A 21,584-nucleotide genomic window follows, 5' to 3' on the forward strand; every position below is an offset into this window, starting at 1 on the left:
CGTGGGGTGAGCGCGTGTGAGCTTCTGGGAGTACCTGGCGGGCCGGCACGAGCAGCTGCTCGCGGACGCCTACCAGCACGCGAGCGCCGTCTTCCAGTGCGTGGTCGTGGCGGCCCTGCTCGGGGTGCTGATCGGGGTCGCCACCTACCGCAGCGAGTGGGCCGGGAACCTCGCGACCACGGCCACCGCCACCGTCCTGACCGTGCCGGCGCTCGCCCTGATCGGCCTGCTCGTCCCGGTCGTGGGGCTCGGCGTGGCGCCCACGGTGATCGCGCTGACCCTGTACGGGCTGCTGCCGGTGGTGCGCAACGCGATCGTCGGGCTGCGCGGCGTCGACCCGGCGCTGGTGGACGCGGCCACGGGCATCGGGATGTCCCGCCCGGCCCGGCTGCTGCGGGTCGAGCTGCCGCTGGCCTGGCCGCCGATCCTGACCGGGATCCGGGTCGCGACGCAGATGCTGATGGGCATCGCCGCCATCGCCGCGTACGCCTCGGGCCCGGGACTCGGCAACGTCATCTTCCGCGGGCTGGCCTCGCTGGGCAGCGCCAACGCGCTCAACCAGGTCCTCGCGGGCACGCTCGGGATCATCGTCCTGGCGCTGCTGTTCGACGCCGCGTACGTCCTGATCGGGCGGCTGACCATCCCCAGGGGGATCCGTGCCTGACACCCATGGCCACGGCGCCTCCATCGAGCTGGAGAACCTGACCAAGCGGTTCCCCGGCGGTGCGCGGCCGGCCGTGGACAACGTGAGCATGGAGATCAAGGCGGGCGAGGTCGTCGTCCTCGTCGGGCCCTCGGGCTGCGGGAAGTCGACCACGCTCAGGATGATCAACCGGCTGATCGAGCCGACCGGCGGCCGGATCCGGATGGGCGGCGAGGACGTCACCGACATCGACCCGGTGGGGCTGCGCCGCAAGGTCGGCTACGCGATCCAGTCCGCCGGGCTCTTCCCGCACATGACGGTCGCGCAGAACATCGGCCTGGTCCCGAGGATGATCGGCTGGCCGAAGGCCCGGGTCAGGGAGCGGACCGAGGAACTGCTCGACCTCGTCGGCCTCGACCCCGGCGAGTTCCACGGCCGCTACCCGCGCCAGCTCTCCGGCGGCCAGCAGCAGCGCGTGGGCGTGGCCAGGGCCCTCGCCGCCGACCCGCCGGTGCTGCTGATGGACGAGCCGTTCGGGGCGGTCGACCCGATCACCCGGGACCACCTCCAGGACGAGCTGATCCGGCTGCAGCACGAGCTGCGCAAGACGATCGTCTTCGTCACCCACGACTTCGACGAGGCGATCAAGCTCGGCGACCGCATCGCCGTGCTGCGCGAGCGCTCGCACATCGCCCAGTTCGACACCCCCGAGGCGATCCTCACCAACCCGGCGGACGACTTCGTCTCCGGGTTCGTGGGCGCCGGGGCGGCGCTGAAGCGGCTGAACCTGACCCGCGTACGGGACGTGGAGATCACCGACTACCCGACCGTCACGGTCGACGATCCGCTCCAGCAGATCTTCAACCGGCTGCGGGCCGGCGGCACCAACGAGGTCCTGTTGCTCGACCGGCGCGGCCGCCCCTACAAGTGGCTGCGGCGCGGCGACCTGATGCGGGCGCGCGGGTCACTGGCCCGGGCCGGGACGCTGGTGCACGACACGGTCACCCGGGACGCGACCCTGCGCGACGCGCTGGAGGCGGTGCTCACCGACAACGCCGGACGCGTGGCGGTGACCGGGCGGCGCGGCGAGTACACGGGCGTCGTCGACATGGAGACGCTCCTGAACTCCGTGCACGAGATGCTGGAGGCCGACCGGCTCGACGCGCGGGAGCACCAGCACGAACTGGAGGAACTGCGGGCCGCGCAGACCCACGCGGAGCAGGAGGGGGCCGGCGGTGTGACGGGCGTGGGCCCCGGAGGGCGGCAGTGACGGCCACGGAGGCCGGGCAAGCCCCCGGGCCTCTCGGCGAGGCGCCCCGGCGGCGGCCCGGGCGACGACCCCGGCCGGCCCGCGTCGGCTGGCGGAAGCTGACGTTCCTGCCCGTGGGCCTGATCGCCGTGCTGCTGGCCACCTGGCTCTGGTTCCAGCAGGCCGACCTGGACGCGCTGACGCGGAACGCGTTGTCCGGCGGGCAGGTGTCCAAGGCGCTGTGGCAGCACATCCAACTCACCGCGATCTCCACGTTCTTCGTGCTGGTCATCGCGATCCCGCTCGGTGTCCTGCTGACCCGGAGGGCGTTCAGCAGGGCCACTCCGGTGGCGATGGCCTTCGCCAACATGGGCCAGGCGACCCCCGCGATCGGCCTGCTGGCGCTCCTGGTGATCTGGCTGGGCATCGGCCGCCGGGCCGCCCTGATCGGCATGATCGCCTACGCCGTCCTGCCGGTGCTGTCGAACACGATCACCGGCCTGAAGGCGAACGACCCGGCCCTGCTGGAGGCGGCGCGGGGCATCGGCATGTCCCCCACAGGCGTGCTGACCCGGGTGGAGCTGCCGCTGGCGGTCCCGCTGATCCTGGCGGGCGTGCGCACGGCCCTGGTCCTCAACGTCGGTACGGCGACCCTGGCGGTCTTCGGCGGGGGCGGCGGCCTCGGTGTCCTGATCACGACCGGGATCACCAACCAGCGGATGCCGGTGCTGGTGCTGGGCTCGGTCCTCACGGTGGTGCTGGCGCTGCTGGTGGACTGGCTGGCCTCGCTGGCGGAACTGCTGCTGCGGCCCCGGGGGTTGCGGGCATGAGGGGGCGGGCGGGCCTCGCCGCGCTCGGGCTGCTGGTGGCGGCCTCCGGCTGCGGCCTGACCAGCGGCTCCCCCATGGCCGACGACGTCCGGCCCGGGTCGGTCGGGCGGGGCGAGCCGCTCAAGGGCGCGCGTCTGACGGTGACGTCGAAGTCGTTCACCGAGGGCCTGATCCTCGGCGCGGTCATGGGCATCGCCCTGGAGGCGGCCGGGGCGGAGGTGCTCGACCGCACGGGCATCCAGGGCTCCGTCGGCAGCCGGGAGGCGGTACGGAAGGGCGACGCGGACGCCGGGTACGAGTACACGGGCACGGCCTGGATCACGTACCTGGGGCACAGCGAGCCGATCGCCGATCCGCGGCGGCAGTGGGAGGCCGTGAAGAAGGAGGACGCCGCGAACGGGCTGGCCTGGCTCCGGCCGTCGTCCCTCGACAACACCTACGCGCTGGCGATGAACCGGCGGAACGCGCAGAAGTACGGCACGAAGACCATGTCGGACGTGGCGGAGCTGGCGAAGTCCGACCCCGGTGCCGTGCGGCTGTGCGTGGAGGTCGAGTTCGCGAACCGGGCGGACGGGCTGCCGGGCATGCAGCGGCGGTACGGGATGGACCTGCCGGCGCGGAACGTCACGCAGATGGACACGGGGATCATCTACACGCAGACGGCGAAGGGCAGTTGCCCGTACGGCGAGGTGTTCACGACGGACGGGCGCATCAAGTCGATGGACCTGGTCGTGATGGACGACGACCGGAAGTTCTTCCCGAACTACAACGCCGCGCCGATGATCAACGCGAGGACGCTGAAGGAGTGGCCGGCGATCGCGGACGTCCTGGACCCGGTGACGGCACGGCTGAACAACGCGGTCGCGCAGGAGCTGAACGCGAAGGTGGATGTGGACGGGGAGGATCCGCATCAGGTGGCGTTGGACTGGATGGTGGAGGAGGGGTTGGTCAGGGAGGGGTAGGGCGAGTTGCAAAGAAACCCTTGCAAGGGTTTCTTTGCAAGGATACCTTTGCATCCATGCTCGAAGAACCGGCTCCCCGTCTGCTCGACGCCCGCTCCTTGCGCGGACTGGCCCATCCCCTGCGCATGCAGCTGCTGATCGCGCTGCGCCGGGGCGGCCCTGCCACCGCCTCCCAACTCGCCGAGAAACTGGGCGAGTCGAGCGGCGCGACCAGCTACCACCTCCGGCAGCTCGCCGCGCACGGCTTCGTCGCGGACGACCCGGAGCGCGGCAAGGGCCGCGAGCGCTGGTGGAAAGCGATGGACCAGGGCGTCCAGCTCGACGAGACCCTGATCAAGGACCCGGACCCGGCCGTGCGCGGAGCCGTCGCCATGTTCCGCTACGAGATCGCCAACGTGCACACCCGCGAGGTCGCGACCTGGCTGGGCACCACGGACGACTGGGCCGAGGAATGGGACGGCGCCACCGATCTGAGCGACTTCACCCTGCGGCTCACCCCCGACCTCGCCCGTGAGCTGGTCGGGAAGATGCACGAGCTCATCCAGAGCTACCGCCCTCTGCCCGAGGGCACCCCGGACGCGGAAACGGTGCGCGTCCACACGCACGTCTTCCCCAGTCAGACGACGCTGTGAGAGGCGACCACCCGATGCACCCTGACATCCACCTCACCCTGCACCACGCCCGCGCCGCGGAACTCCGTGCCGAGGCCGGCCCCCGCCCGGCGCGCCGGCACCCACTCCGTACGCGCCTCGGCTGGACCCTCATCGAGGTCGGGCTGAAGCTCGCCACCCAGCCCCGGCCCCTCCCCGCCCACTAACAGCTGGGCACGGACCCCTTGCCCGTCTCCAGGGCCACCAGGGAATTCACCGTGCTCTTCAGCGTGGTCACCGGGATGAGCCGCAGGCCCTCCGGCAGCTCCGCCCGCGCGTCCGCGCACTCCGCCTTCGGCACCAGGAACACCGTCGCACCGTCGCGCTTCGCGGCCTGCGTCTTGAGGGAGACCCCGCCCACCGCACCGACCGTGCCGTCCGCTTCGATCGTGCCCGTACCGGCGATGACACGGCCGCCCGTGAGATCCCCACCGGTGCCGTCGCCGTCGAGCTTGTCGATGATCCCCAGGGAGAACAGCAGCCCCGCGCTGGGCCCGCCCACGTCGGCGAGTTTCAGGCTGACCTTGACGTCCTTGGCGTCGAGACCGAGGTAGCCCAGCGCGGCCTGCGTCGCCGCGTCCTGGGACTCCTTCATCTGCTTCTCGTTGTGCCGCTCGATCTCCTTGACGCTGTCCCCGCTCGGGTAGAGGGCGTCGCGCGGCATGACGGCCTCGTCGGTGCGGAACCAGCCGTCGAGGACGTCGGAGAGCGAGACGCGGGTGTCCGGGGAGGTCGCCACGATGGTCGTCATCCGCAGCTGTCCACGGGTCTCCCGGGCCGGCGCCCCCGAGATGGTGATCACCGGCTCACCCTTGTGCTCGCCGAGCACGTTCGCCGTCTCGCCCGGCTGCGCCACCGAGAACGGCAGCGGCGCGAACACCGCCGTGGCGAGCAGGGCCACGACGGGCAGGGCGCAGACGGCGATGGCCTGGGGGCGCGTGAGGCGAGAGAACACGGGATCAATCTAACGCGGGGGTGGGATACGGCCGGCCCCAGGTCACCGGAGCCCGGCCCGAGACACGGCCGCCGTCAGCGCGGTACGCCCGCGACCTCCCGGCCCGGGACACCGCCGTCGTCAGCGCAGTGCGTCCGCGACCTCCCGGGCCGCTTCGACGACCCGCTGTCCGACCCGCTCCGGCACCACGTCGGCCAGCATCACCACGCCGACGCTGCCCTCGACGCCCGTGACGCCCAGCAGCGGTGCCGCGGCCCCGCACGCCCCGGCCTCCAGCTCGCCGTGGGTCAGGATGTAGCCGGGTTCCGCCACCGGGTGCTGCCGGGCGGCGAGGATCGCCTTGCCGGCGGCGCCGCGGTCCAGGGGGTGCCGGAATCCGGCCCGGTAGGCGACGTGGTAGTCCGTCCAGGTCGGCTCGACGACGGCCACGGCGAGCGCGTCCGCCCCGTCCACCAGGGTCAGATGCGCCGTGGCCCCGATGTCCTCGGCCAGTGACCGCAGCGCCGGCATCGCGGCCTCCCGCACCAGCGGGTGGACCTGCCGTCCCAGACGCAGCACACCGAGGCCGACCCGGGCACGGCCGCCCAGGTCACGGCGTATGAGCGCGTGCTGTTCCAGCGTGGCGAGCAACCGGTACACCACGGTCCGGTTCACGCCCAGCCGGAGGGAGAGCTCGGTCACGGTCAGCCCGTGGTCCGTGTCGGCGAGCAGCTTGAGGACGCGCAGTCCCCTGTCGAGCGTCTGGGAGGTCTCCGCGGTCACGACGCCCACTCCTTAGTGGTGAGGTCGGCGGCCCCCAGGTCGGCGGATGCGTCACCGAGTCCCGTCGGCAACGCGTTTCAGAGGCCGCCGATCGGCCGGCGGCCCGGACTGTCCGGACCGCGTCGCTTCACGGCTGCGCTCCGCGGCGGCGCTGCCACGGGGCGTGTGCGTAGCGGGACAGTAGCGAAGGGGGTTCGCTGAGCGGAAGGCTCCGTCCAGAATCCGGGCAGTGATCGTCGTGCGTCGGCGCTGTTTGCGGTGGTATGCGCCCACCGGGCGCCGGGCGGGCGGCGTCACTTCATCCGCGTGGCCCACTCCTGCACCTTGGCGATCCGCTGCCGCAGCTGCCCCGCCGTCGCCTCGGCCGCCGGAGGCCCTCCGCACACGCGCCGCAGCTCCGTGTGGATCACCCCGTGCGGCTTGCCGCTCTGGTGGACGTACGCGCCGACCATCGTGTTGAGCTGCCGGCGCAGCTCCATCATCTCCTTGTGGGAGACCACCGGCCGCCTCTCGGCGGGCAGTTCGAGCAGGTCGGCCTCCTCGTCCGGCTTCTTGCGGCTGTGCGCGATCTGCCGGGCCTGCCGCTTCTGCAGCAGCAGCTGGACCTGGTCGGGTTCGAGCAGCCCGGGGATGCCGAGGTAGTCCTGCTCCTCCTCGCTGCCCGGGTGGGCCTGCATGCCGAACTCGGCGCCGTTGTACATGACCCGGTCGAAGACGGCGTCGGACTCCAGCGCCTCGAAGGGCAGCATGTCCTGCTCGCCGGTGTCCTCGTCCTGCTCCTTGTTCGCCTCGTCCATCTCCTTCTCGGACTCGGCGTAGGGGTCCTCCTCGCCCTCCTTCTTGGGCTTGTCGAGGACGTGGTCGCGCTCGCGCTCCATCTCGTTGGCGAAGGAGAGCAGGTCGGGCACGGTCGGCAGGAACACGGACGCGGTCTCGCCGCGCCGCCGGGACCGTACGAAACGGCCGACGGCCTGCGCGAAGAACAGGGGTGTGGAGATGGTGGTGGCGTACACGCCGACCGCGAGGCGCGGCACGTCGACGCCCTCGGACACCATCCGCACGGCGACCATCCACCGGTCGGTGTTGTTGCTGAACTCGTCGATCCGCTCGGAGGCGCCGGAGTCGTCGGACAGCACGAGGGTCGCCTTGCTGCCGGTGATCTCCCGGATGAGCTTGGCGTAGGCGCGGGCCGAGTCCTGGTCGGAGGCGATGACGAGCGCCCCGGCGTCCGGGATGGCCTTCCTGACCTCGGTCAGCCGCTGGTCGGCGGCGCGCAGCACGGCCGGCATCCACTCGCCGCGCGGATCGAGCGCGGTCCGCCAGGCCTGGCTGATGGCGTCCTTCGTCATGGGCTCGCCGAGCCGGGCTTCGATCTCGTCACCGGCCTTGGTGCGCCAGCGCATGTTGCCGCTGTAGGAGAGGAAGATGACGGGCCGGACGACGTTGTCGGCGAGGGCGTTGCCGTAGCCGTAGGTGTAGTCGGCGGCGGAGCGCCGGATGCCGTCGTCGCCCTCCTCGTACGTGACGAAGGGGATGGGGTTGGTGTCGGACCGGAAGGGCGTACCGGTCAGGGCCAGCCGCCGCGTCGCGGGCTCGAAGGCCTCCAGGCAGGCCTCGCCCCAGGACTTGCTGTCACCGGCGTGGTGGATCTCGTCGAGGATGACGAGGGTCTTGCGCTGCTCGACGCGGTTGCGGTGCAGCATGGGCCGGACACCGACGCCCGCGTACGTCACGGCGACGCCGTGGTACTCCCGGCCGAGCGGCCCGGCGCTGTACTCCGGGTCGAGCTTGATGCCTATCCGGGCCGCGGCCTCGGCCCACTGCTTCTTCAGGTGCTCGGTGGGGGCGACGACGGTCACCTGCTGCACGACGTGGTGGTGCAGCAGCCAGGACGCCAGCGTCAGGGCGAAGGTCGTCTTGCCGGCGCCGGGGGTGGCGACCGCCAGGAAGTCCCGCGGCTGCTCCTGGATGTACTTCTCCATCGCGCCCTGCTGCCAGGCGCGCAGCTTGCTGGCGGTACCCCAGGGGGCACGGCCGGGGAACGCCGGGGAGAGGTGGTGCGAGGCAGTGCTGGTGCCGGCGGTGGTAGTCACGGTCTCCGTTGGGGGTCGGGCGGCTCGCTCGGGGGAGCCTGACGGCTCGGCTACGTATGACAACCGGGCCACCCTACCGGCGCCCCGGCGCTGCCCATGCGCGGACAAGGCCGGGTCACGCCAGGGTGGGATCCACGTCACAGCCCGGAAGGGCTCCTCACCGCTCCCGCAGCCGGGTGGTCACCCAGGCCCCCACCAGCGCGACCGCCGCCATCGGCAGGAACACCGCGGTGAAGGCAGCCGGGTGGGAGCCGGAGGCGTGGGCGGTGGTGTGGGTGACGGTGCCACCGCCCAGGGCGGCGAAGGCGGCGCCGCCGGCGGAGAGGAGGAGGACGTTGGAGAGGCCGTCGGAGATCTGGAGGGCGGCCGAGTTGGTGCCGGCCTCCTCGGGGGCGGAGAGCTTCAGCAGGAGCACGCTCGTGGCGGAGATGACGAGCCCCATGCCGAAGCAGCCGAAGGCCCAGGCGACGGCGAGGGTCCACACGGGCACGGCGTCGATCAGCACACTCGGTGCCGTGGCGACGGCCGCCGCCACCAGCAGCATCCCGACGGTCGTCAGCCGCTCCCGGTACGGTTCGAGCCGCGACCGCGACTGCGCCCACGAGCCCAGCGCCCACGTCCCGCCGCCCGCCGCGAGGGAGAACCCGGCCAGCGTCGGACTGAGCCCGCGCTGGGTGACCAGCATCAGCGGCACGAACGACTCCGCGGCGACGAACGACCCCGCGGCGACGCCGCGCAGCAGCACGACCGACGGCAGCCCGCGGGCGGCCCGGTAGGTGCCGCGCGGGAGCAGCCCGAGCACGGCCGGGACGAGCAGGGCGATGCCCACCGCCCCGGGCAGGAGGGAGAGCGGGCGCAGGTCCTGGGCGGCGTACTGGAGCAGGCCGGCGCCGAGGGAGATGGCCAGGGCGAGGCGGATGCGGCGGCGGTCGAGGGAGGCCTTCGCGCCGGCGTCGGCCTGCTCCCCCACCGGCCCCGCGGCCCGGCGCCGTATCTGCGGCAGGGCGAGCGCGAGCGGAAACACGACCAGGACGGGTATCCCCAGGAACACCCACCGCCAGCCGAGCCGCTCGGTCACCGTGCCCGCGGCGAGGGGGCCGACGATCGACGGCAGGATCCAGCTCGCGGCGAACGCGGCCATGATGGCCGGCCGCAACCGCTCCGGATAGGCCCGCCCGACGACGACGTACAGCGCGACGATCACCAGTCCGCCGCCGAGCCCCTGCACGGCCCGCCCCAGGATGAACACCCACATCGCCCCGGCCGTCCCCGACAGCAGCAGCCCGGCCCCGAAGGAGGCGATGCCCGCCGACAACGGACCGAGCGGCCCGCGCCGGTCCGACCACTGCCCCGCGAGGACCATCCCGAACAGGCTGGTCGTGAAGTACCCGGAGAACGCGAAGGCGTACAGCGACACCCCGTCCAACTCCCGCGCCGCGACGGGCATCGCCGTACCGACGGCGGTCGCCTCGAAGGCGATGAGCAGCACGACGGAGACGATCCCCACGCTCAACGCCCGGTACGCCCGCCCCAGCACGCCCTCGTCCCCCTCGGAGAGCGAGGACGGTCCGGCGGCATCCACGGCTTCCACGGCATCGGTGTCACGCGGCTTCGGGACGGTCATGCCCGCCAGCGTAAGGTCCGCGCACCACTTTGACCCCTGTCGCGAGACGGGCCCCTCCTGAGACCTTGGTCGTACGCCCCTTCTTTCGGACAGCCGGTTCCATGAACGGCGCATGGCAGTCGCGTTGCAGCCGACCGGATGCCCTTGAGCCCCACTTCCACGGCGCCGTACGGTCACTGCATCGAGTTCGACAAGGCCGTGTGCCCGAGTGGTTGAGGGGCTCGCCTAGCCGGCGTTCGGGAGCGCTCCCGGGTCGGTGTCCCGGTCGGACTGTCGCCGGGCCCGGCGGGCGTTCTCCGCGCGTACCGCGTCCAGCCACCGCCAGAGGCCGATCTCCTCCAGTCTCAGTCCGGGGCAGGCGATCCGGTGCGGTACGCGGCACACCGCGCCGGGTGCGGGCTCGTCCTCGCGGCTGTTCCAGGCCGTGCCGTTGGCGTCCACGTACCAGCGGTGCCACGCGGGCACCATGTGCGCGGGCACGGGCAGGTCCGGTTCGAGGAGGACGTGCCAGCCGTAGTAGGTGACACACCGGTCGCCCACGAGTCCGCAGTTGGGGCAGACGGGCGGGGCGGGTGGCTCCGGCCCGGTGGCGCCTTCCAGTGCCGCCTGGGCGCGGTCGGTCTTCTCCCACGGCTGCGGTGCGTCGGGCGGCCGCTGGCGGTGTCCGTCGGGGTCGGGTAACGGGATGATGGTCGACTCTCCTGTGTCCCCCATGGTGGTGAGCATGGGGGAGGCGCCCAGGAGGAGGGGAGGGCGCGTGCCGGGCGCAACGGGGGCTCGATCGGGCCGTTCCCGCGCTTGACCCTGACGCAGGGGCAGCCTCTGAGCATGGTCGGCATGACTGTGCGAAGCGACAACGCCCCGACCCGGTTCACCGTGCGGCACGACGGTGTCACCATCCCGGTGTCCCGCGCGGGCCGGGGGCGGCCTCTGGTGCTGCGCCCGGGGCTGAACTGCACGCAGGCCGATCTGTCGGAGTTCATCGGGCTGTTGCGGCGGGACCACGACGTGGTGACCTTCGATCTCCGGGGCCACGGCCTCTCCTCGGCCGCCGAGCGGTACTCCTTCGACGCGTTCCTGGGCGACCTCGCCGCCGTGCTGGCGGAGGTCCGGTTGCCGTCGGCGCCCCTGCTCGTGGGGTATTCGCTCGGCGCCGACCTGGCCGTGCACCACGCGGCCGCGTGTCCCGACGCCGTCGCGGGGCTGGTGCTCATCGACGGCGCGAACCCGTTGCCCGAGCCGTTCCTCACCGACGCCGACCTGGCGGAGTTCCGCGCGATGGCACGGGACGAGGCCGAACGGCAGGAGAACAGCGGGCGCCAGGTGTCGCTCAGCGCCGAGGACATCCTCGCTCTGGGGCTGGAGACGGACGTGGTGCGGGCCGGGATCCTCGACCAGTACGCGAAGATCGAGCAGCCCGTGCACATGATCATGTCCAGGACGATCGCCGGCGGCAGCGGCACGGGCCGGGCCACGCGGCACAACCGGCTCTGGCGCGCCGGTGTCGAGCGGCTCGTCCGCGCGCGGCCGGACATCGCCGCCTCCTGGGTCGAGGCCGACCACCGGCTGGTCTTCACCCACGCCCCGGACATCGCCGGGATCATCCGCGACGGACACCGGCCGGACGGCGGGCCGGCCTCCTGAAGCGGCTGCGGGAGACTCGCCCCATGCTGACCATCGGCGAGCTGGCCTCGTACGCCGGAGTGACCGTGCGCGCGGTGCGGCACTACCACGCCAAGGGACTGCTGCCGGAGCCCGAGCGGGACCACTCCGGCTACCGGCGGTACGGCGCCGATGCCGTCGTCGAGCTGATCAGGATCCGGATGCTCGCGGAGGCCGGGGTCCCGCTGGCGCGGGTGCGGGAGTTGCTCCGGGCCGGTGAGGAGGAGTTCGCCGCGGCGGTCGCGGACATCGACAGACGGCTGGCGGCGGAGATCCGCGAGCGGCAGCGGCACCGCGCGCGGATCGCCCGCCTCACCTCGGGGGACGGTCTGGCGCTGCCCCCGGAGGTGGTCGGGTTCCTGGAGCGGCTGCGGGCGCTCGGGGTCGACGAGCGGATCGTCCGGGCCGAACGCGACGGGTGGATCCCGCTCGCCGCGCGCTTCCCCGAGCGCGTCGGGGAGTGGATCGTCCGCAAGCAGGAGCAGCTCGCCGACCCCGAGTTCGTCGACTTCTATCTGACCCTGGGCGAGGCTCTCGACCGGGGCGACGACGACCCGCGGCTGGTCGAACTGGCCGACAGGGTGGCCGCCTACATCACCAGGCTGGCCGAGGAGCGGGGTGAGGAGTACGTCGGCGATGCCGGCGTCGAACCGGCGCTCGCCGCGCTGATGGACACGCTGGCGTTCGACACCGTGTCCTCCGCCCGTCGGCTCATCGAGCTGCTCGCACAGCGCGGCTGGGCGGGATGGACCCGGCTCGAGCGGGTGGAACCGACGTGACCCGGGGGCCGGGGCCCGGGGTGTCTCACAGCACCCCGCCCGCCTCGTCCTGGAACGCGTCCGTCCAGTAGTGGCGGCCCGAGCCGCCCGCCGTGACACCCGTCGGGTCGACCGCCGACAGGACCTGGAGCATCGTCATGGCCAGCTGGTCGTAGGTGTCGGTCGTCAGCTCGTGGGCCGACTGCTCGTCGATCGCCCGCTCGCGGTGCAGGAGCCAGAGGGTGAAGGCGAGCGTCGACACGTCCGTGTTCAGGGGGTACAGCGTCGCCTCGGGCTCGCTCCAGTTCAGGACCGCGCCCGTCGCGCCGTCGACGACCAGGCTGTTGTCCTCCACCAGGTGGCCGAGGCGTATCAGGCGGTCGGCTCCGGCGGGGAGGCGCGCCGGGGTGTCCGCGTCGGCGTGGTACTCGGTCAGTGTGGCCAGCGGGACGTCCGTGTCCAGGGAGAAGACGTGGGCGTCCTCCGGGAGGCCCACCTCGCGCAGGAAGCGGCGGGTCGGCTCGTGCGTGAGCGTGGCCGGGAAGTCGACGTCCTCGAAGCGCGCCACCTTGCCGGGGCCGAACTCCTGGTCCAGCAGGCGGTGCGGGAGGTCCAGGGAGAGGCCGGAGGCGCCGCCGCGGCCGGCGACCAGGGACAGGGGGCGGATCAGCGCCGCCATCTTCCAGAACGGGGCCGGTTCGCCGTCCGCGCCGTCCCGGAAGACCGCCAGGAGGTGCTGGGACGCCTCCGCCACCGCCTTCGGGCCGTAGCGGCCGGCGTAGGAGGCGAACTGGCCGCGCAGCCCCGCCAGTTCGTCCGTCGCCTCCGCGAAGCGGACCAGCGTCCGCAGGGAGGGGGCCAGGGGGCGGCGGTCCATGAGGTCGGGCCGGTCGTGCAGGAGGTGCGTCGTCGAGACCTCGCCCGTCGCGCCGTCCAGCAGGACCGATTCCGTCTCCAGGCCCGCCGGGCCCAGGAGTCCGCCTATCACCAGCTGCTCGCGCAGCTCGGCCGACAGCCGGTCGTCCGCCTCGCCCGTCGAGTCCGCCAGCGTGCGCAGGCCGTCCCGGCGCAGCCCGTCGAAGCTCAGCACGCCGCTGTCGGACGGCAGGCCGGGTCCGGTCAGCCAGTGCCGCGTCGACGCGTGCGTCACCCACGGGTCCAGTTCGGACTCGGTCAGGGTGATCACCGCGGCACCGGCGTCGGTCGTACTCATGGGCTCCCCCGCATGTGCTTGCTCACCATCCCCTGGCGGAGCACGGCAGACCGCCCGGCCAGGCCCGGCAGCCGTCCCCCACTGCCCAGAACACTACGCCCCACCACTGACAACGCCCCGGAACAGCGACGCGTGCCCAGCGACCACAACGCGTCCGTCTCTCATGACGCTCGGACGACCCTGGCGCGTTCCCGTCCCGCCAGAATCTCCTCGACCGTCTGCCCCACCGTCAGCTCCGAGGTGTCGAGCCACAGCCCGATCCGCGGGGTCCGGGTGCGCAGTTCCTCGTCCAGGGCCGCGACCGTCCAGCCGCCGCCGTATCCCGTCTTCGGACGCGCCGCCTCCCGCGCGGCGACCGCCTCGGGACGCGGCGCGAGGACGACGACGTACAGCGGGCGGGTGCGCACCAGGCCGGTGTACGCCCTCAAGTCCTCGCCGAGCACCACATCCTGGACGACCGCCGTGAAACCGGCCTCGGCGTACGCGTCGGCCGTCTTCGCCGACAGCCGGTAGCGCAGGAGGAGTTGGGCCCGCGCCTCGCCGTCCGCGCCGGGGACGTACTCCTCCCGGCCCGTGACGATCATGCGCCGGAACGCGTCCCCGCGGACGTGCGCGGCCCTCGGCAGCGTCTGGGCCAGCGCCTGCGCGACCGTGGACTTGCCGGCCGCCATGACGCCGGTGACCAGGACGACCGCGCCCGCGAGGGGCATCAGGAGCGGGCCGTGACCACCGCGGCCTGCGGGCGGATCGGCAGCCGGTTCACGGGGCGGCCCGTCGCGGCACGTACGGCGGACGCGATGGCCGCCGGGGACGTCACGACCGGCACGGCGCTGACCGCCTTCGCCCCGAACGGCGCGACCACGTCCCGTTCCTCGACCAGCCGGACGATGCGGATGTCGGGCGCGTCGAGGGCGGTCGGGAGGGCGTATCCGGTGAGGTCCGGGTGGCGGATCAGGCCGCGCGGCGTGCGGAGGTTCTCCGTGAGCGCGATGCCCAGGCCCTGGGTCACGCCCCCCTCGATCCGGGCGGCCAGCTGGGTCGGGTTCAGGACCCGGCCCACGTCCTGGGCGACGGCCAGTTCCACGACCCGTACGGAACCGAGCTCGATGTCGACGTCCACCACCGCGCGGATCGCGCAGAAGGCCATGCCCACGAAGGCGTCGCCCTGGCCGGCCTCGTTCAGCGGCTCGGTGGGGTGCGGGCGGCACTGGGCGGTGGCCCACAGCTCCTTGCCGTCCATCGCCTCGCTGACGGTCGTCGAGAGGACCCCGTCGTACGACGTGATCTTGCCGTCGGTGATCTGGAGCAGCTCCGTGGACATGCCGAACTTGTGCGCGAGCGGCTGGAGGAGCTGCGTACGGACCATCTTGGCCGCGCGCTCCACCGCACCGCCCGACACCCACGTGTGCCGGCCGCGGCAGCCCGCGCCCGCTGGGGGCTGGTCGGTGTCGACGGGCGCCACGTGCACCTCGTCGATGCCGAGGGTCTCCTGGACGATCTGCCGGGCCAGCGTCGTGAAGCCCTGGCCGGTCTCGACGGCCGCGCACAGCACCGTCGCGACGCCGTCGTGGACCTTCACGGTCGCCGTGGACACCTCGTCCGCGCCCTCCGCGCCGAGCATGTGCACCATGCCCACGCCGTAGCCCACGCCCCGGCGCACCGCGCCCGGTTCACCCGCGCCCTCGGGGCCGCCGGGCAGCAGCCACTCGTCCTCGGGGGTGTCCTTCGGGAGGGGCGGCAGGGGGAAGTCCCGGACGGCCTGGAGCAGTTCGGCGACCGGGGCCGGGCAGGTCACGGTCTGGCCGGTCGGCAGCACGTCGCCGGTCGCCATGGCGTTGCGCAGCCGCACCTCGGCCGGGTCGAGGCCGAGCTTCTTGGCGATCTTGTCCATCTGCGCCTCGTAGGCGGCGCAGACCTGCATGGCGCCCTCGCCGCGCACATGGCCGGACGGGGGGTTGTTGGTGCGGACGGCCCAGCCCTCGATGAAGGCGTTCGGGACGACGTACGGGCCGCAGGCGAAGGCGACGGCGGCGGCCAGGGCGTCGGCGGAGGTGTCGGCGTAGGCGCCCGCGTCGAGCAGGATCTGCGCCTCGACCTTGACGAGTCTGCCCTCGCCGTCGGCGTGGTGCCGGTAGCGCAGCAGGGTGGGGTGGCGGTGGGCGTGGCCGAGGAAGGACTCCTCGCGCGTGGCGGTGAGCTTCACCGGGCAGCCGGTGCGCAGCGCCAGCAGGCCGAGCGGGAGCTGGAAGCCCTGGTCCTCGCGGTCGGCGGTGGCGCCGGGGACGCCGGTGACGACGACCTTGACGCGCTCGGGTTCCAGGCCGAAGGCGGCGGCGGCCGTGTCGCGGTCGGCGTGCGGGTCGGTGGAGGCGAGGTACAGCTCCACGCCGCCGTCCGGGCGCGGTACGGCGAGGCCCGCCTCGGCGCCGATGGGCGCGGGGTCCTGGCGGCCGATGCGGTACAGCCCCTCGACGACGATCTCGCCGGCCGCCTCCGGGTCGCCGTGGCGCAGCGGGATGTGCCGGATCAGGTTGCCGTCGGGGTGCAGCGGCTCGGCCTCGAAGGCCTGCTCGGGGTCGGTCACCGGGTCGAGCACCTCGTACTCGACGATGACGGCGGCCGCCGCCATGCGCGCGGTGTCCGGGTGGTCGGCGGCGACGGCGGCGATGGGCTCGCCGTGGTGGCGCACGACCTCGGAGGCGAAGACCGGGCGGTCGGCCTTGCCGCGGCCGTGCAGCGGGCTGCCGGGGACGTCCTCGTGGGTGACGACGGCGCGGACGCCGGGCATCTCGCGCGCGTGGGTGGTGTCGATGGACACGATGCGCGCGTGCGGGTGCGGTGAGCGCAGCACGGCCGCCCACAGCAGGCCCTCGGCCCACAGGTCGGCGGCGTACGGGAAGGTGCCCTCCGTCTTGGCGCGGGCGTCGGCGGCCGGGAGGGAGGCGCCGAGGCCGTGCGGCAGTGGTTCGGGGGCGGGGGCGGCCTCCGCGGCCTGTGCAGCCTGCGCGGTGGCTGCTTCGTTGCTCACGCCTGGCCTCCGTCCTGGCCGTAGGGCTGGTCATGCGGGTCCGGGGAGTGCGGGTCCCGCGCGTGCGGGTCCTGCGCGTACGAGTCCTGCGCGTGCAGTTCTTGCCCGTGCGGTTCCTGCGGGTGGCGTTCGGGGGGCGCGCCGAAGGCCGACGGGTGTACGCCGCCGGCGCCCGGGGCCGCCTGGTGCGGGATGCGGGCCTCGTCGGCGTCGCCGTCGGCGGGCGCGGCGTGTGCCTCGCGCTCGGCGACGACCTCCTTGACGGCGTCCACCACGCCCCGGTAGCCGGAGCAGCGGCACAGGTTGCCGCACAGCGCCTGGCGGGTCTCCAGCTCGGTGGGGGCCGGGTTGCCCTCCAGCAGGTCGTGCACGGTCATCGCCATGCCCGGGACGCAGAAGCCGCACTGCACGGCGCCGCAGCGCGCGAGCGCCCGCTGCACGTCCGAGGGCTGCCCGTCCTCGGCCAGGCCCTCCACGGTACGGACCTCGCTGCCGGCGGCGGTCACGGCCGGGACCAGGCAGGAGGCGACGAGCCGCCCGTCGACCTGGACGTTGCACGCCCCGCACTCGCCCTGCGAGCAACCGTCCTTGGCACCGGCGAGCCCGAGCCGCTCACGCAGCACGTACAGCAGCGACTCGCCGATCCACGCGTCGGTGACGGGGCGGTCGGTGCCGTTGACGCGCAGGACGTAGGAGGCGAGGGGGTGCTCCTCCTGCGGGGCCGTGGGCGATGCGTCCTGGGGGGCGGCGGACGGGTCGTCCGGGGTGTCCGCCGCGTCGTGGGACTCCGCGGAGTCCTCCGGCGCCGGGTCGTCTGGCGTCTCGGCGTCGGCGCCCGGGGCGTCGGGGCTCTCCGGTCCGGCCTCCGCGTCCGCCATGGCCGGGAGGGGCTCGGCGGACGACTCGGCCGACGACTGGGCGGGCGGCTCGTCGGGGGCGTCAGCGCCCTCCGTGGCCCCTGGGGCGCCCTCGGCGGGCTCACCGGGCCCGGGAGCGGTTTGTGAGGCCTCCTGAGCGCCCTGGGCGGGCCCGACGCCTTCCGGCTCCGCCGCGTCCGCCACGTCCACCGCGTCCGCCTCGGACGAGGGCGCGGGCGCGGGCTCCTCGGGGAACTCCCCGGGGTGCTCGGCGTACGGCTGCTCGGGGGCGTGCGCGTCGGGGCCGGGGTAGTCCTCCGGGGTGTGTACGCCCGCCTGTTCCGGATCGTGGCCGGTGAAGTGGGAGGGGTCGGCAGGGTGGTCGGCGAAGCCGGGGTTCTCCGGGGTGTGGTCGGTGAAGCCCTGGGATTCGGCCCCGGGGTCGGCGAAGCCGGACGGCTCCGGCGCGTGGCCGGCCGCCGACGGTTCGCCCGCGTGACCGGGTTCCGCGGGCTCGCCCGGGCCCGCCTCGGGCAGGTGGCCACCGTGGGTGGGGTCCGACTCGGGGGACGGCACGTGGCCGCCGTGCGTCGGGTCTGTCTCCTGGTGCAGGGATGCGGCAGGCGGCTGCTCCGGGGCGGCGTATCCGGAGGCCGGCCCGGGAACCCCCGCACCATACCCATGGTCCTGGCCGTGCCCGTACCCCTGCTCCTGCTCGTACCCCTGGCCCTGCTCAGCGCCGTGCGGGTGACCCGTGCCGGACGGGTCCTGGCCGGCGGGCTCCTGCGGAGCGGGCTGGCCCCACGGCTGCCCGGCCGCCTGGGTGGCCCACGGGGCGGGCGCGCCGCCCGGGAGCGTGGCCGGTGGGGTGCCGCCCCACTGCTCGACCAGGGCGGACGTGGTGAACTCGCCCGACTCGTCCGGAAGGTCTCCCCCGGCGACGGGGATGGACCACTGCCCGGTCACGTCATGGCCGGGCGCGGCCTCGGCCGCCGCGGCCTCCTCGAAGTTCCACTGCCCGGTGGCGCCCGGGTTGTACGTGAAGCGGTCGTCCCCGCCGTGCGGCCGCGCCCCCGCGTCGGAGCCGTACGGCGTACCGGAGCCGTAGGGTGCGCCGGAACCGTAGGGCGCGCCGGGGCCGTAAGCAGCCTCCGAGCCGTAGGACTGCTCCCCCACGTCCTGCCCCTGCTGGTGCAACGCGTGCGGGTCGTGCGGGTCGTGCGGGTCGTGCCACTGGGCGCCGTCGACGGGCGCGCCGGGCGTCGGCCACGCGCCCGTGGCGGCGGGGTCGGCGCCGGCCGTCGTCGCGGGATTGACCGTTATCTGCGGCGGTACGTAGCCGTGGCCGGGCGCGGCGAGGGGGCTGTCGGCGGCCAGCAGGGCGTCGACGCCCCCCTCGGGCAGCTCGACGAAGGCGGTGGCGCCGTCGTCGTACTCGCCCTGGGGCAGCGGGTCCCAGCGGCTCCCGCCCCGGGGCGTGCCCTCTCCGTGCTGGTCGTCGGTCACGACAGCGCCCTCCCCAGTGCTCGTCGGGCCAGCGCGGCGACGGTGCGCCGCAGGTGCAGTACGGCGGGCGGGAGCTGCGGTACGGAGCCGTCCTCGCCCGGGGCAGCGTCGGGGATGCAGGCCGCGGCGACGTACTCCCCGAAGGCGCTCAGGGCCTCGGGGACGAGCGCGCGGTTGTTGTCCCAGTCGATGAGCCGGCCGACCCACTGCTCGGCCTCCAGGGGCCGCAGCGGCATCGGCGCTATGGCGCCCACCGCGCAGCGCACGCCCCGGCGCGCGGGGTCCAGGACCAGCGCCACGGAGGCGACCGCGCGGCCCGGGCCGGTGCGGCCGGTCGCCTTCAGGAAGACCTGCGGGGCATGCAGCAGCGGCACGCGCACGTAGCCGATGAGTTCCCCGGCGCGCAGCATGTCCATCCCGGCGAGCAGGTGCGACACCGGGATCTCCCGGCGGGCTCCGCCCGGGCCCGCGATGATCAGGGTCGCCTCCAGGGCGGCCAGGACCGGCAGCGCGTCGCCGGTGGGGGCCGCCGAGGCGATGTTGCCGCCCAGGGTGCCCGCGTTGCGGATGTGCGGCGGCCCGGCGGCGCGCGCGGCGGCGGCGAGCGCCGGGATGAGGGCCGCGAAGTCGGGGCGGCCCATGCGCGCGTGCGTGAGGCCCGCGCCGAGCAGTGCGTGGCCGTCCTGGTACTGCCAGCCGCGGATCTCGCTGATCCGGCCGAGTCCCACCAGCGCGGCGGGCCTGAGCTGCCCGGAGTTGACGGCGGCCATCAGGTCGGTGCCGCCCGCGACGGGCACGGCGGCGGGCACGGCGGTGAGTGCCGCGACGGCCTCGTCCAGCGTCGTGGGCAGCGTGACGGCCTGCGCCGCCTGCGGTGCGTGCGTGGTCAAACCGGCTGCCCCTTCCCGCTGCCCCACCTGGTCCCACCTGTGCTGCCGTACGGTACGTGCTGACAGGGCGGACGTGGCAACTCTGGCACATCTTGGCGAGAGCCGAAGACACGGGTCCGCTAGGAGGCATTCGCCCACCTCACCGGCGAGATGGTCCGTTTTCGCACAGGTTCGCCAGTGCGTGGTGATTGGCACTTTCGGTGACCCTTGTGCGCTTTTTCCGTGGCCTGTTCGAGCTGTTCGGTCGCAACAGCCGGGTGCTACCGCCGCGGAGGCGGGCCGTCGATCGGGCGGCCCAACACCCCGGGTCGCCGCTGCCAGGGCAGCGGGCCGGCGGGTGGCCGGTAAGCGACGCCCAGGGCGTCGAGCCGCCGGTAGTGGGCGGCCATACGGCGCTCGAAGCCGGCGAAGTCCCGTTCCGCCGGGGCGGGCAGGGCGCTCCAGGCGACCTCGGCGAAGGCGGCGAGCCGGGGGAACGCCTGGTAGTCCACGCGCGCGTGGTCCTCCATCACCTCGGTCCACAGGTTGGCCTGGGTGCCCAGCACGTGCCGGGCCTCCTCGGGCGTCAACTCCGGGGGAACGGGCTCGAACCGGTAGACGTCCTCCAGGGTGCGCACCCACCCGATCGGTACCGGCTCGTCGGGGCCCGGGGCCTGACGGTGGTCCAGGTACACCTGCTGCTCGGGGCACATGACGACGTCGTGGCCGGCCCGGGCGGCGGCGATGCCCCCGGCGTAGCCGCGCCAGGAGGACACGGCCGCGCCCTCGGCCAGGCCGCCCTCCAGGATCTCGTCCCAGCCGATGAGCCGGCGCCCGCGCGCGGTGAGCCAGGTGTCGAAGTGCCGGACGAACCAGGACTGGAGCTCGTCCTCGTCCGCGAGCCCGAGTTCCCGGATGCGCGCCCGGGCCGTCTCCGACCGCCGCCACTGCTCCTTGGGGCATTCGTCGCCGCCGATGTGGACGAACTCCGAGGGGAACAGCTCCAGCACTTCCTCGAGGACGCCCTCGTAGAAGCGCAGGGTGTTGTCAGTGGGGGCGAGTACGTTCGGGTTGATTCCCCAGGTGTCCCAGACGGAGAGCGCGGAGGTGTCGATGACGTCGGTGTTGCCGAGTTCCGGGTACGCGGCGATGGCAGCCTGCGAGTGTCCGGGTACGTCGATTTCGGGGACGACGGTGATATGCCGCTCGGCGGCGTACGCGACGATCTCGCGGATGTCGTCCTGGGTGTAGTAGCCGCCGTGCGGCTTCTCGTCCCACAAGGGAGAAGCGCGGTGGCCGGTTTTCGTACGGGCACGCCAGGAGCCGATCTCGGTCAGCCGCGGGTGCCGCTCGATCTCGATGCGCCAGCCCTGGTCGTCCGTCAGATGGAAGTGGAAGACGTTGAGTTTGTGCGCCGCCATCAGGTCGAGGTAACGCAGCACGCCTTCCTTGGGCATGAAGTGCCGGGCGACGTCGAGCATCAGGCCGCGCCAGCGGAATCGGGGCGCGTCCTCGACGGTGACGGCGGGTACGTCCCACGCCCGTTTCCCGGACACCGGCGCCCGGCGGAAGGCCTCGGGGCCCAGGAGCTGACGGAAGGTCTGGGCGCCCCAGAACAGGCCGGTGGCGCTCGCCCCTTCGATGAGGGCTCCGCCGGCGCCGACGGTCAACCGGTACGCCTCGGGCCCGCCCAGGTCCGGCCGGACGCGCAGGCGGAGACCCTCGCCCGCGCCGCCGGTGCGCGGGTCCAGCGGCAGTCCGGTCGCCGCGCCGACGGTCGCCCGCAGCCACCGCGCGGCCCGCTCGGCACCGGGGCCCGCCTCGACGCCGGTGTCCGCGTCGAGCACGAACCCCGGCCCGTTCCCGGTCTCGATGCGCAGGGGCGCCGGAATCAGGCCCGTCGCAGGAGGAGTCACATCAGGC

At 73.7% G+C, this 21,584-nt stretch carries 19 protein-coding genes; 8 read left to right on the top strand and 11 right to left on the bottom strand.

What is annotated here, in order from left to right:
- The first annotated feature begins 16 nt into the window (after nt 1-16).
- The 6 genes from ABZ386_RS28985 to ABZ386_RS29010 are packed head-to-tail and all read left to right on the top strand — an operon-like array spanning nt 17 to nt 4,501.
- Complete coding sequence (locus ABZ386_RS28985; protein WP_351342009.1) at nt 17-664, top strand: ABC transporter permease; 648 nt, start codon at nt 17-19, stop codon at nt 662-664.
- A complete protein-coding gene (locus ABZ386_RS28990; protein WP_358966500.1) occupies nt 657-1,913 on the top strand; it encodes a betaine/proline/choline family ABC transporter ATP-binding protein in 1,257 nt (418 codons plus the stop codon). Before ABZ386_RS28985 ends, ABZ386_RS28990 begins: the two co-directional genes overlap by 8 nt.
- Nucleotides 1,910-2,722 carry an ABC transporter permease gene (locus ABZ386_RS28995; RefSeq protein ID WP_358966502.1) on the top strand — a complete coding sequence of 271 codons (813 nt, stop codon included), beginning with the start codon at nt 1,910-1,912 and terminating at the stop codon, nt 2,720-2,722. Before ABZ386_RS28990 ends, ABZ386_RS28995 begins: the two co-directional genes overlap by 4 nt.
- Nucleotides 2,719-3,684 (top strand): glycine betaine ABC transporter substrate-binding protein, encoded by a 966-nt coding sequence (locus ABZ386_RS29000; protein ID WP_351342015.1) that lies wholly within the window; start codon nt 2,719-2,721, stop codon nt 3,682-3,684. Before ABZ386_RS28995 ends, ABZ386_RS29000 begins: the two co-directional genes overlap by 4 nt.
- Before the next feature lie 56 nt (nt 3,685-3,740).
- On the top strand, nt 3,741-4,316 hold the full coding sequence (locus ABZ386_RS29005; protein ID WP_358966505.1) for a helix-turn-helix domain-containing protein: 576 nt from the start codon (nt 3,741-3,743) through the stop codon (nt 4,314-4,316).
- Between the two features lie 14 nt (nt 4,317-4,330).
- Nucleotides 4,331-4,501, top strand: coding sequence for a hypothetical protein (locus tag ABZ386_RS29010; RefSeq protein WP_355716190.1), 171 nt, complete (start codon nt 4,331-4,333; stop codon nt 4,499-4,501).
- Here the strand turns inward: ABZ386_RS29010 and ABZ386_RS29015 are convergent.
- The 5 genes from ABZ386_RS29015 to ABZ386_RS29035 all read right to left on the bottom strand — a co-directional run bounded on the left by ABZ386_RS29015 (nt 4,498) and on the right by ABZ386_RS29035 (nt 10,482).
- Nucleotides 4,498-5,289, bottom strand: coding sequence for a S16 family serine protease (locus ABZ386_RS29015; protein ID WP_351342021.1), 792 nt, complete (start codon nt 5,287-5,289; stop codon nt 4,498-4,500). The two genes, ABZ386_RS29010 and ABZ386_RS29015, sit on opposite strands and share 4 nt — an antisense overlap.
- Before the next feature lie 120 nt (nt 5,290-5,409).
- Nucleotides 5,410-6,051, bottom strand: a complete 642-nt coding sequence (locus ABZ386_RS29020; protein ID WP_351342023.1) for a helix-turn-helix domain-containing protein — start codon at nt 6,049-6,051, stop codon at nt 5,410-5,412.
- Nucleotides 6,052-6,344: 293 nt separating this feature from the next.
- The gene (locus ABZ386_RS29025; RefSeq protein WP_351342025.1) at nt 6,345-8,144 is read right to left on the bottom strand and encodes a DEAD/DEAH box helicase; all 1,800 of its coding nucleotides are present in this window, start codon (nt 8,142-8,144) and stop codon (nt 6,345-6,347) included.
- Nucleotides 8,145-8,301: 157 nt separating this feature from the next.
- Nucleotides 8,302-9,768 (bottom strand): MFS transporter, encoded by a 1,467-nt coding sequence (locus ABZ386_RS29030; protein ID WP_351342027.1) that lies wholly within the window; start codon nt 9,766-9,768, stop codon nt 8,302-8,304.
- Between the two features lie 225 nt (nt 9,769-9,993).
- Entirely contained in the window at nt 9,994-10,482 is a 489-nt protein-coding gene (locus tag ABZ386_RS29035; RefSeq protein ID WP_351342029.1) for a DUF6083 domain-containing protein, read from the bottom strand.
- A 123-nt stretch (nt 10,483-10,605) separates the two neighbouring features.
- Between ABZ386_RS29035 and ABZ386_RS29040 the strand changes: the two genes are divergently transcribed.
- Both ABZ386_RS29040 and ABZ386_RS29045 read left to right on the top strand, forming a co-directional pair.
- On the top strand, nt 10,606-11,412 hold the full coding sequence (locus tag ABZ386_RS29040; protein WP_358966508.1) for an alpha/beta hydrolase: 807 nt from the start codon (nt 10,606-10,608) through the stop codon (nt 11,410-11,412).
- Between the two features lie 23 nt (nt 11,413-11,435).
- Nucleotides 11,436-12,209 (top strand): MerR family transcriptional regulator, encoded by a 774-nt coding sequence (locus ABZ386_RS29045; protein WP_351342033.1) that lies wholly within the window; start codon nt 11,436-11,438, stop codon nt 12,207-12,209.
- 25 nt (nt 12,210-12,234) lie between these two features.
- On the opposite strand, the gene ABZ386_RS29050 is transcribed toward ABZ386_RS29045, so the two are convergent.
- The 6 genes from ABZ386_RS29050 to ABZ386_RS29075 all read right to left on the bottom strand — a co-directional run bounded on the left by ABZ386_RS29050 (nt 12,235) and on the right by ABZ386_RS29075 (nt 21,577).
- Nucleotides 12,235-13,401, bottom strand: a complete 1,167-nt coding sequence (locus tag ABZ386_RS29050) for an SUKH-4 family immunity protein (protein ID WP_351342035.1) — start codon at nt 13,399-13,401, stop codon at nt 12,235-12,237.
- 161 nt (nt 13,402-13,562) lie between these two features.
- A complete protein-coding gene (locus ABZ386_RS29055) occupies nt 13,563-14,111 on the bottom strand; it encodes an AAA family ATPase (protein ID WP_351342037.1) in 549 nt (182 codons plus the stop codon).
- Nucleotides 14,111-16,429 carry a molybdopterin cofactor-binding domain-containing protein gene (locus tag ABZ386_RS29060; protein ID WP_351342039.1) on the bottom strand — a complete coding sequence of 773 codons (2,319 nt, stop codon included), beginning with the start codon at nt 16,427-16,429 and terminating at the stop codon, nt 14,111-14,113. The genes ABZ386_RS29055 and ABZ386_RS29060 overlap by 1 nt, the downstream gene beginning before the upstream one ends.
- Nucleotides 16,426-18,792 carry a 2Fe-2S iron-sulfur cluster-binding protein gene (locus ABZ386_RS29065; RefSeq protein WP_358966511.1) on the bottom strand — a complete coding sequence of 789 codons (2,367 nt, stop codon included), beginning with the start codon at nt 18,790-18,792 and terminating at the stop codon, nt 16,426-16,428. Before ABZ386_RS29065 ends, ABZ386_RS29060 begins: the two co-directional genes overlap by 4 nt.
- A complete protein-coding gene (locus ABZ386_RS29070) occupies nt 18,789-19,682 on the bottom strand; it encodes an FAD binding domain-containing protein (RefSeq protein ID WP_351342043.1) in 894 nt (297 codons plus the stop codon). The genes ABZ386_RS29065 and ABZ386_RS29070 overlap by 4 nt, the downstream gene beginning before the upstream one ends.
- Nucleotides 19,683-19,942: 260 nt before the next feature.
- The gene (locus ABZ386_RS29075) at nt 19,943-21,577 is read right to left on the bottom strand and encodes a beta-N-acetylhexosaminidase (RefSeq protein ID WP_356616390.1); all 1,635 of its coding nucleotides are present in this window, start codon (nt 21,575-21,577) and stop codon (nt 19,943-19,945) included.
- Between the last annotated feature and the right edge of the window lie 7 nt (nt 21,578-21,584).

It is taken from the genome of Streptomyces sp. NPDC006140 (assembly GCF_040628815.1).
Lineage (GTDB): Bacteria > Actinomycetota > Actinomycetes > Streptomycetales > Streptomycetaceae > Streptomyces.

What these genes read in the sequence shown, in the direction of transcription:
- ABZ386_RS29000 (WP_351342015.1), top strand. Translation starts at nt 2,719, where the DNA reads ATGAGGGGGCGGGCGGGCCTCGCCGCGCTCGGGCTGCTGGTGGCGGCC.
- ABZ386_RS29005 (WP_358966505.1), top strand. Translation starts at nt 3,741, where the DNA reads ATGCTCGAAGAACCGGCTCCCCGTCTGCTCGACGCCCGCTCCTTGCGC.
- ABZ386_RS29010 (WP_355716190.1), top strand. Translation starts at nt 4,331, where the DNA reads ATGCACCCTGACATCCACCTCACCCTGCACCACGCCCGCGCCGCGGAA.
- ABZ386_RS29030 (WP_351342027.1), bottom strand. Translation starts at nt 9,768, where the DNA reads ATGACCGTCCCGAAGCCGCGTGACACCGATGCCGTGGAAGCCGTGGAT.
- ABZ386_RS29035 (WP_351342029.1), bottom strand. Translation starts at nt 10,482, where the DNA reads ATGGGGGACACAGGAGAGTCGACCATCATCCCGTTACCCGACCCCGAC.
- ABZ386_RS29040 (WP_358966508.1), top strand. Translation starts at nt 10,606, where the DNA reads ATGACTGTGCGAAGCGACAACGCCCCGACCCGGTTCACCGTGCGGCAC.
- ABZ386_RS29045 (WP_351342033.1), top strand. Translation starts at nt 11,436, where the DNA reads ATGCTGACCATCGGCGAGCTGGCCTCGTACGCCGGAGTGACCGTGCGC.
- ABZ386_RS29050 (WP_351342035.1), bottom strand. Translation starts at nt 13,401, where the DNA reads ATGAGTACGACCGACGCCGGTGCCGCGGTGATCACCCTGACCGAGTCC.
- ABZ386_RS29055 (WP_351342037.1), bottom strand. Translation starts at nt 14,111, where the DNA reads ATGCCCCTCGCGGGCGCGGTCGTCCTGGTCACCGGCGTCATGGCGGCC.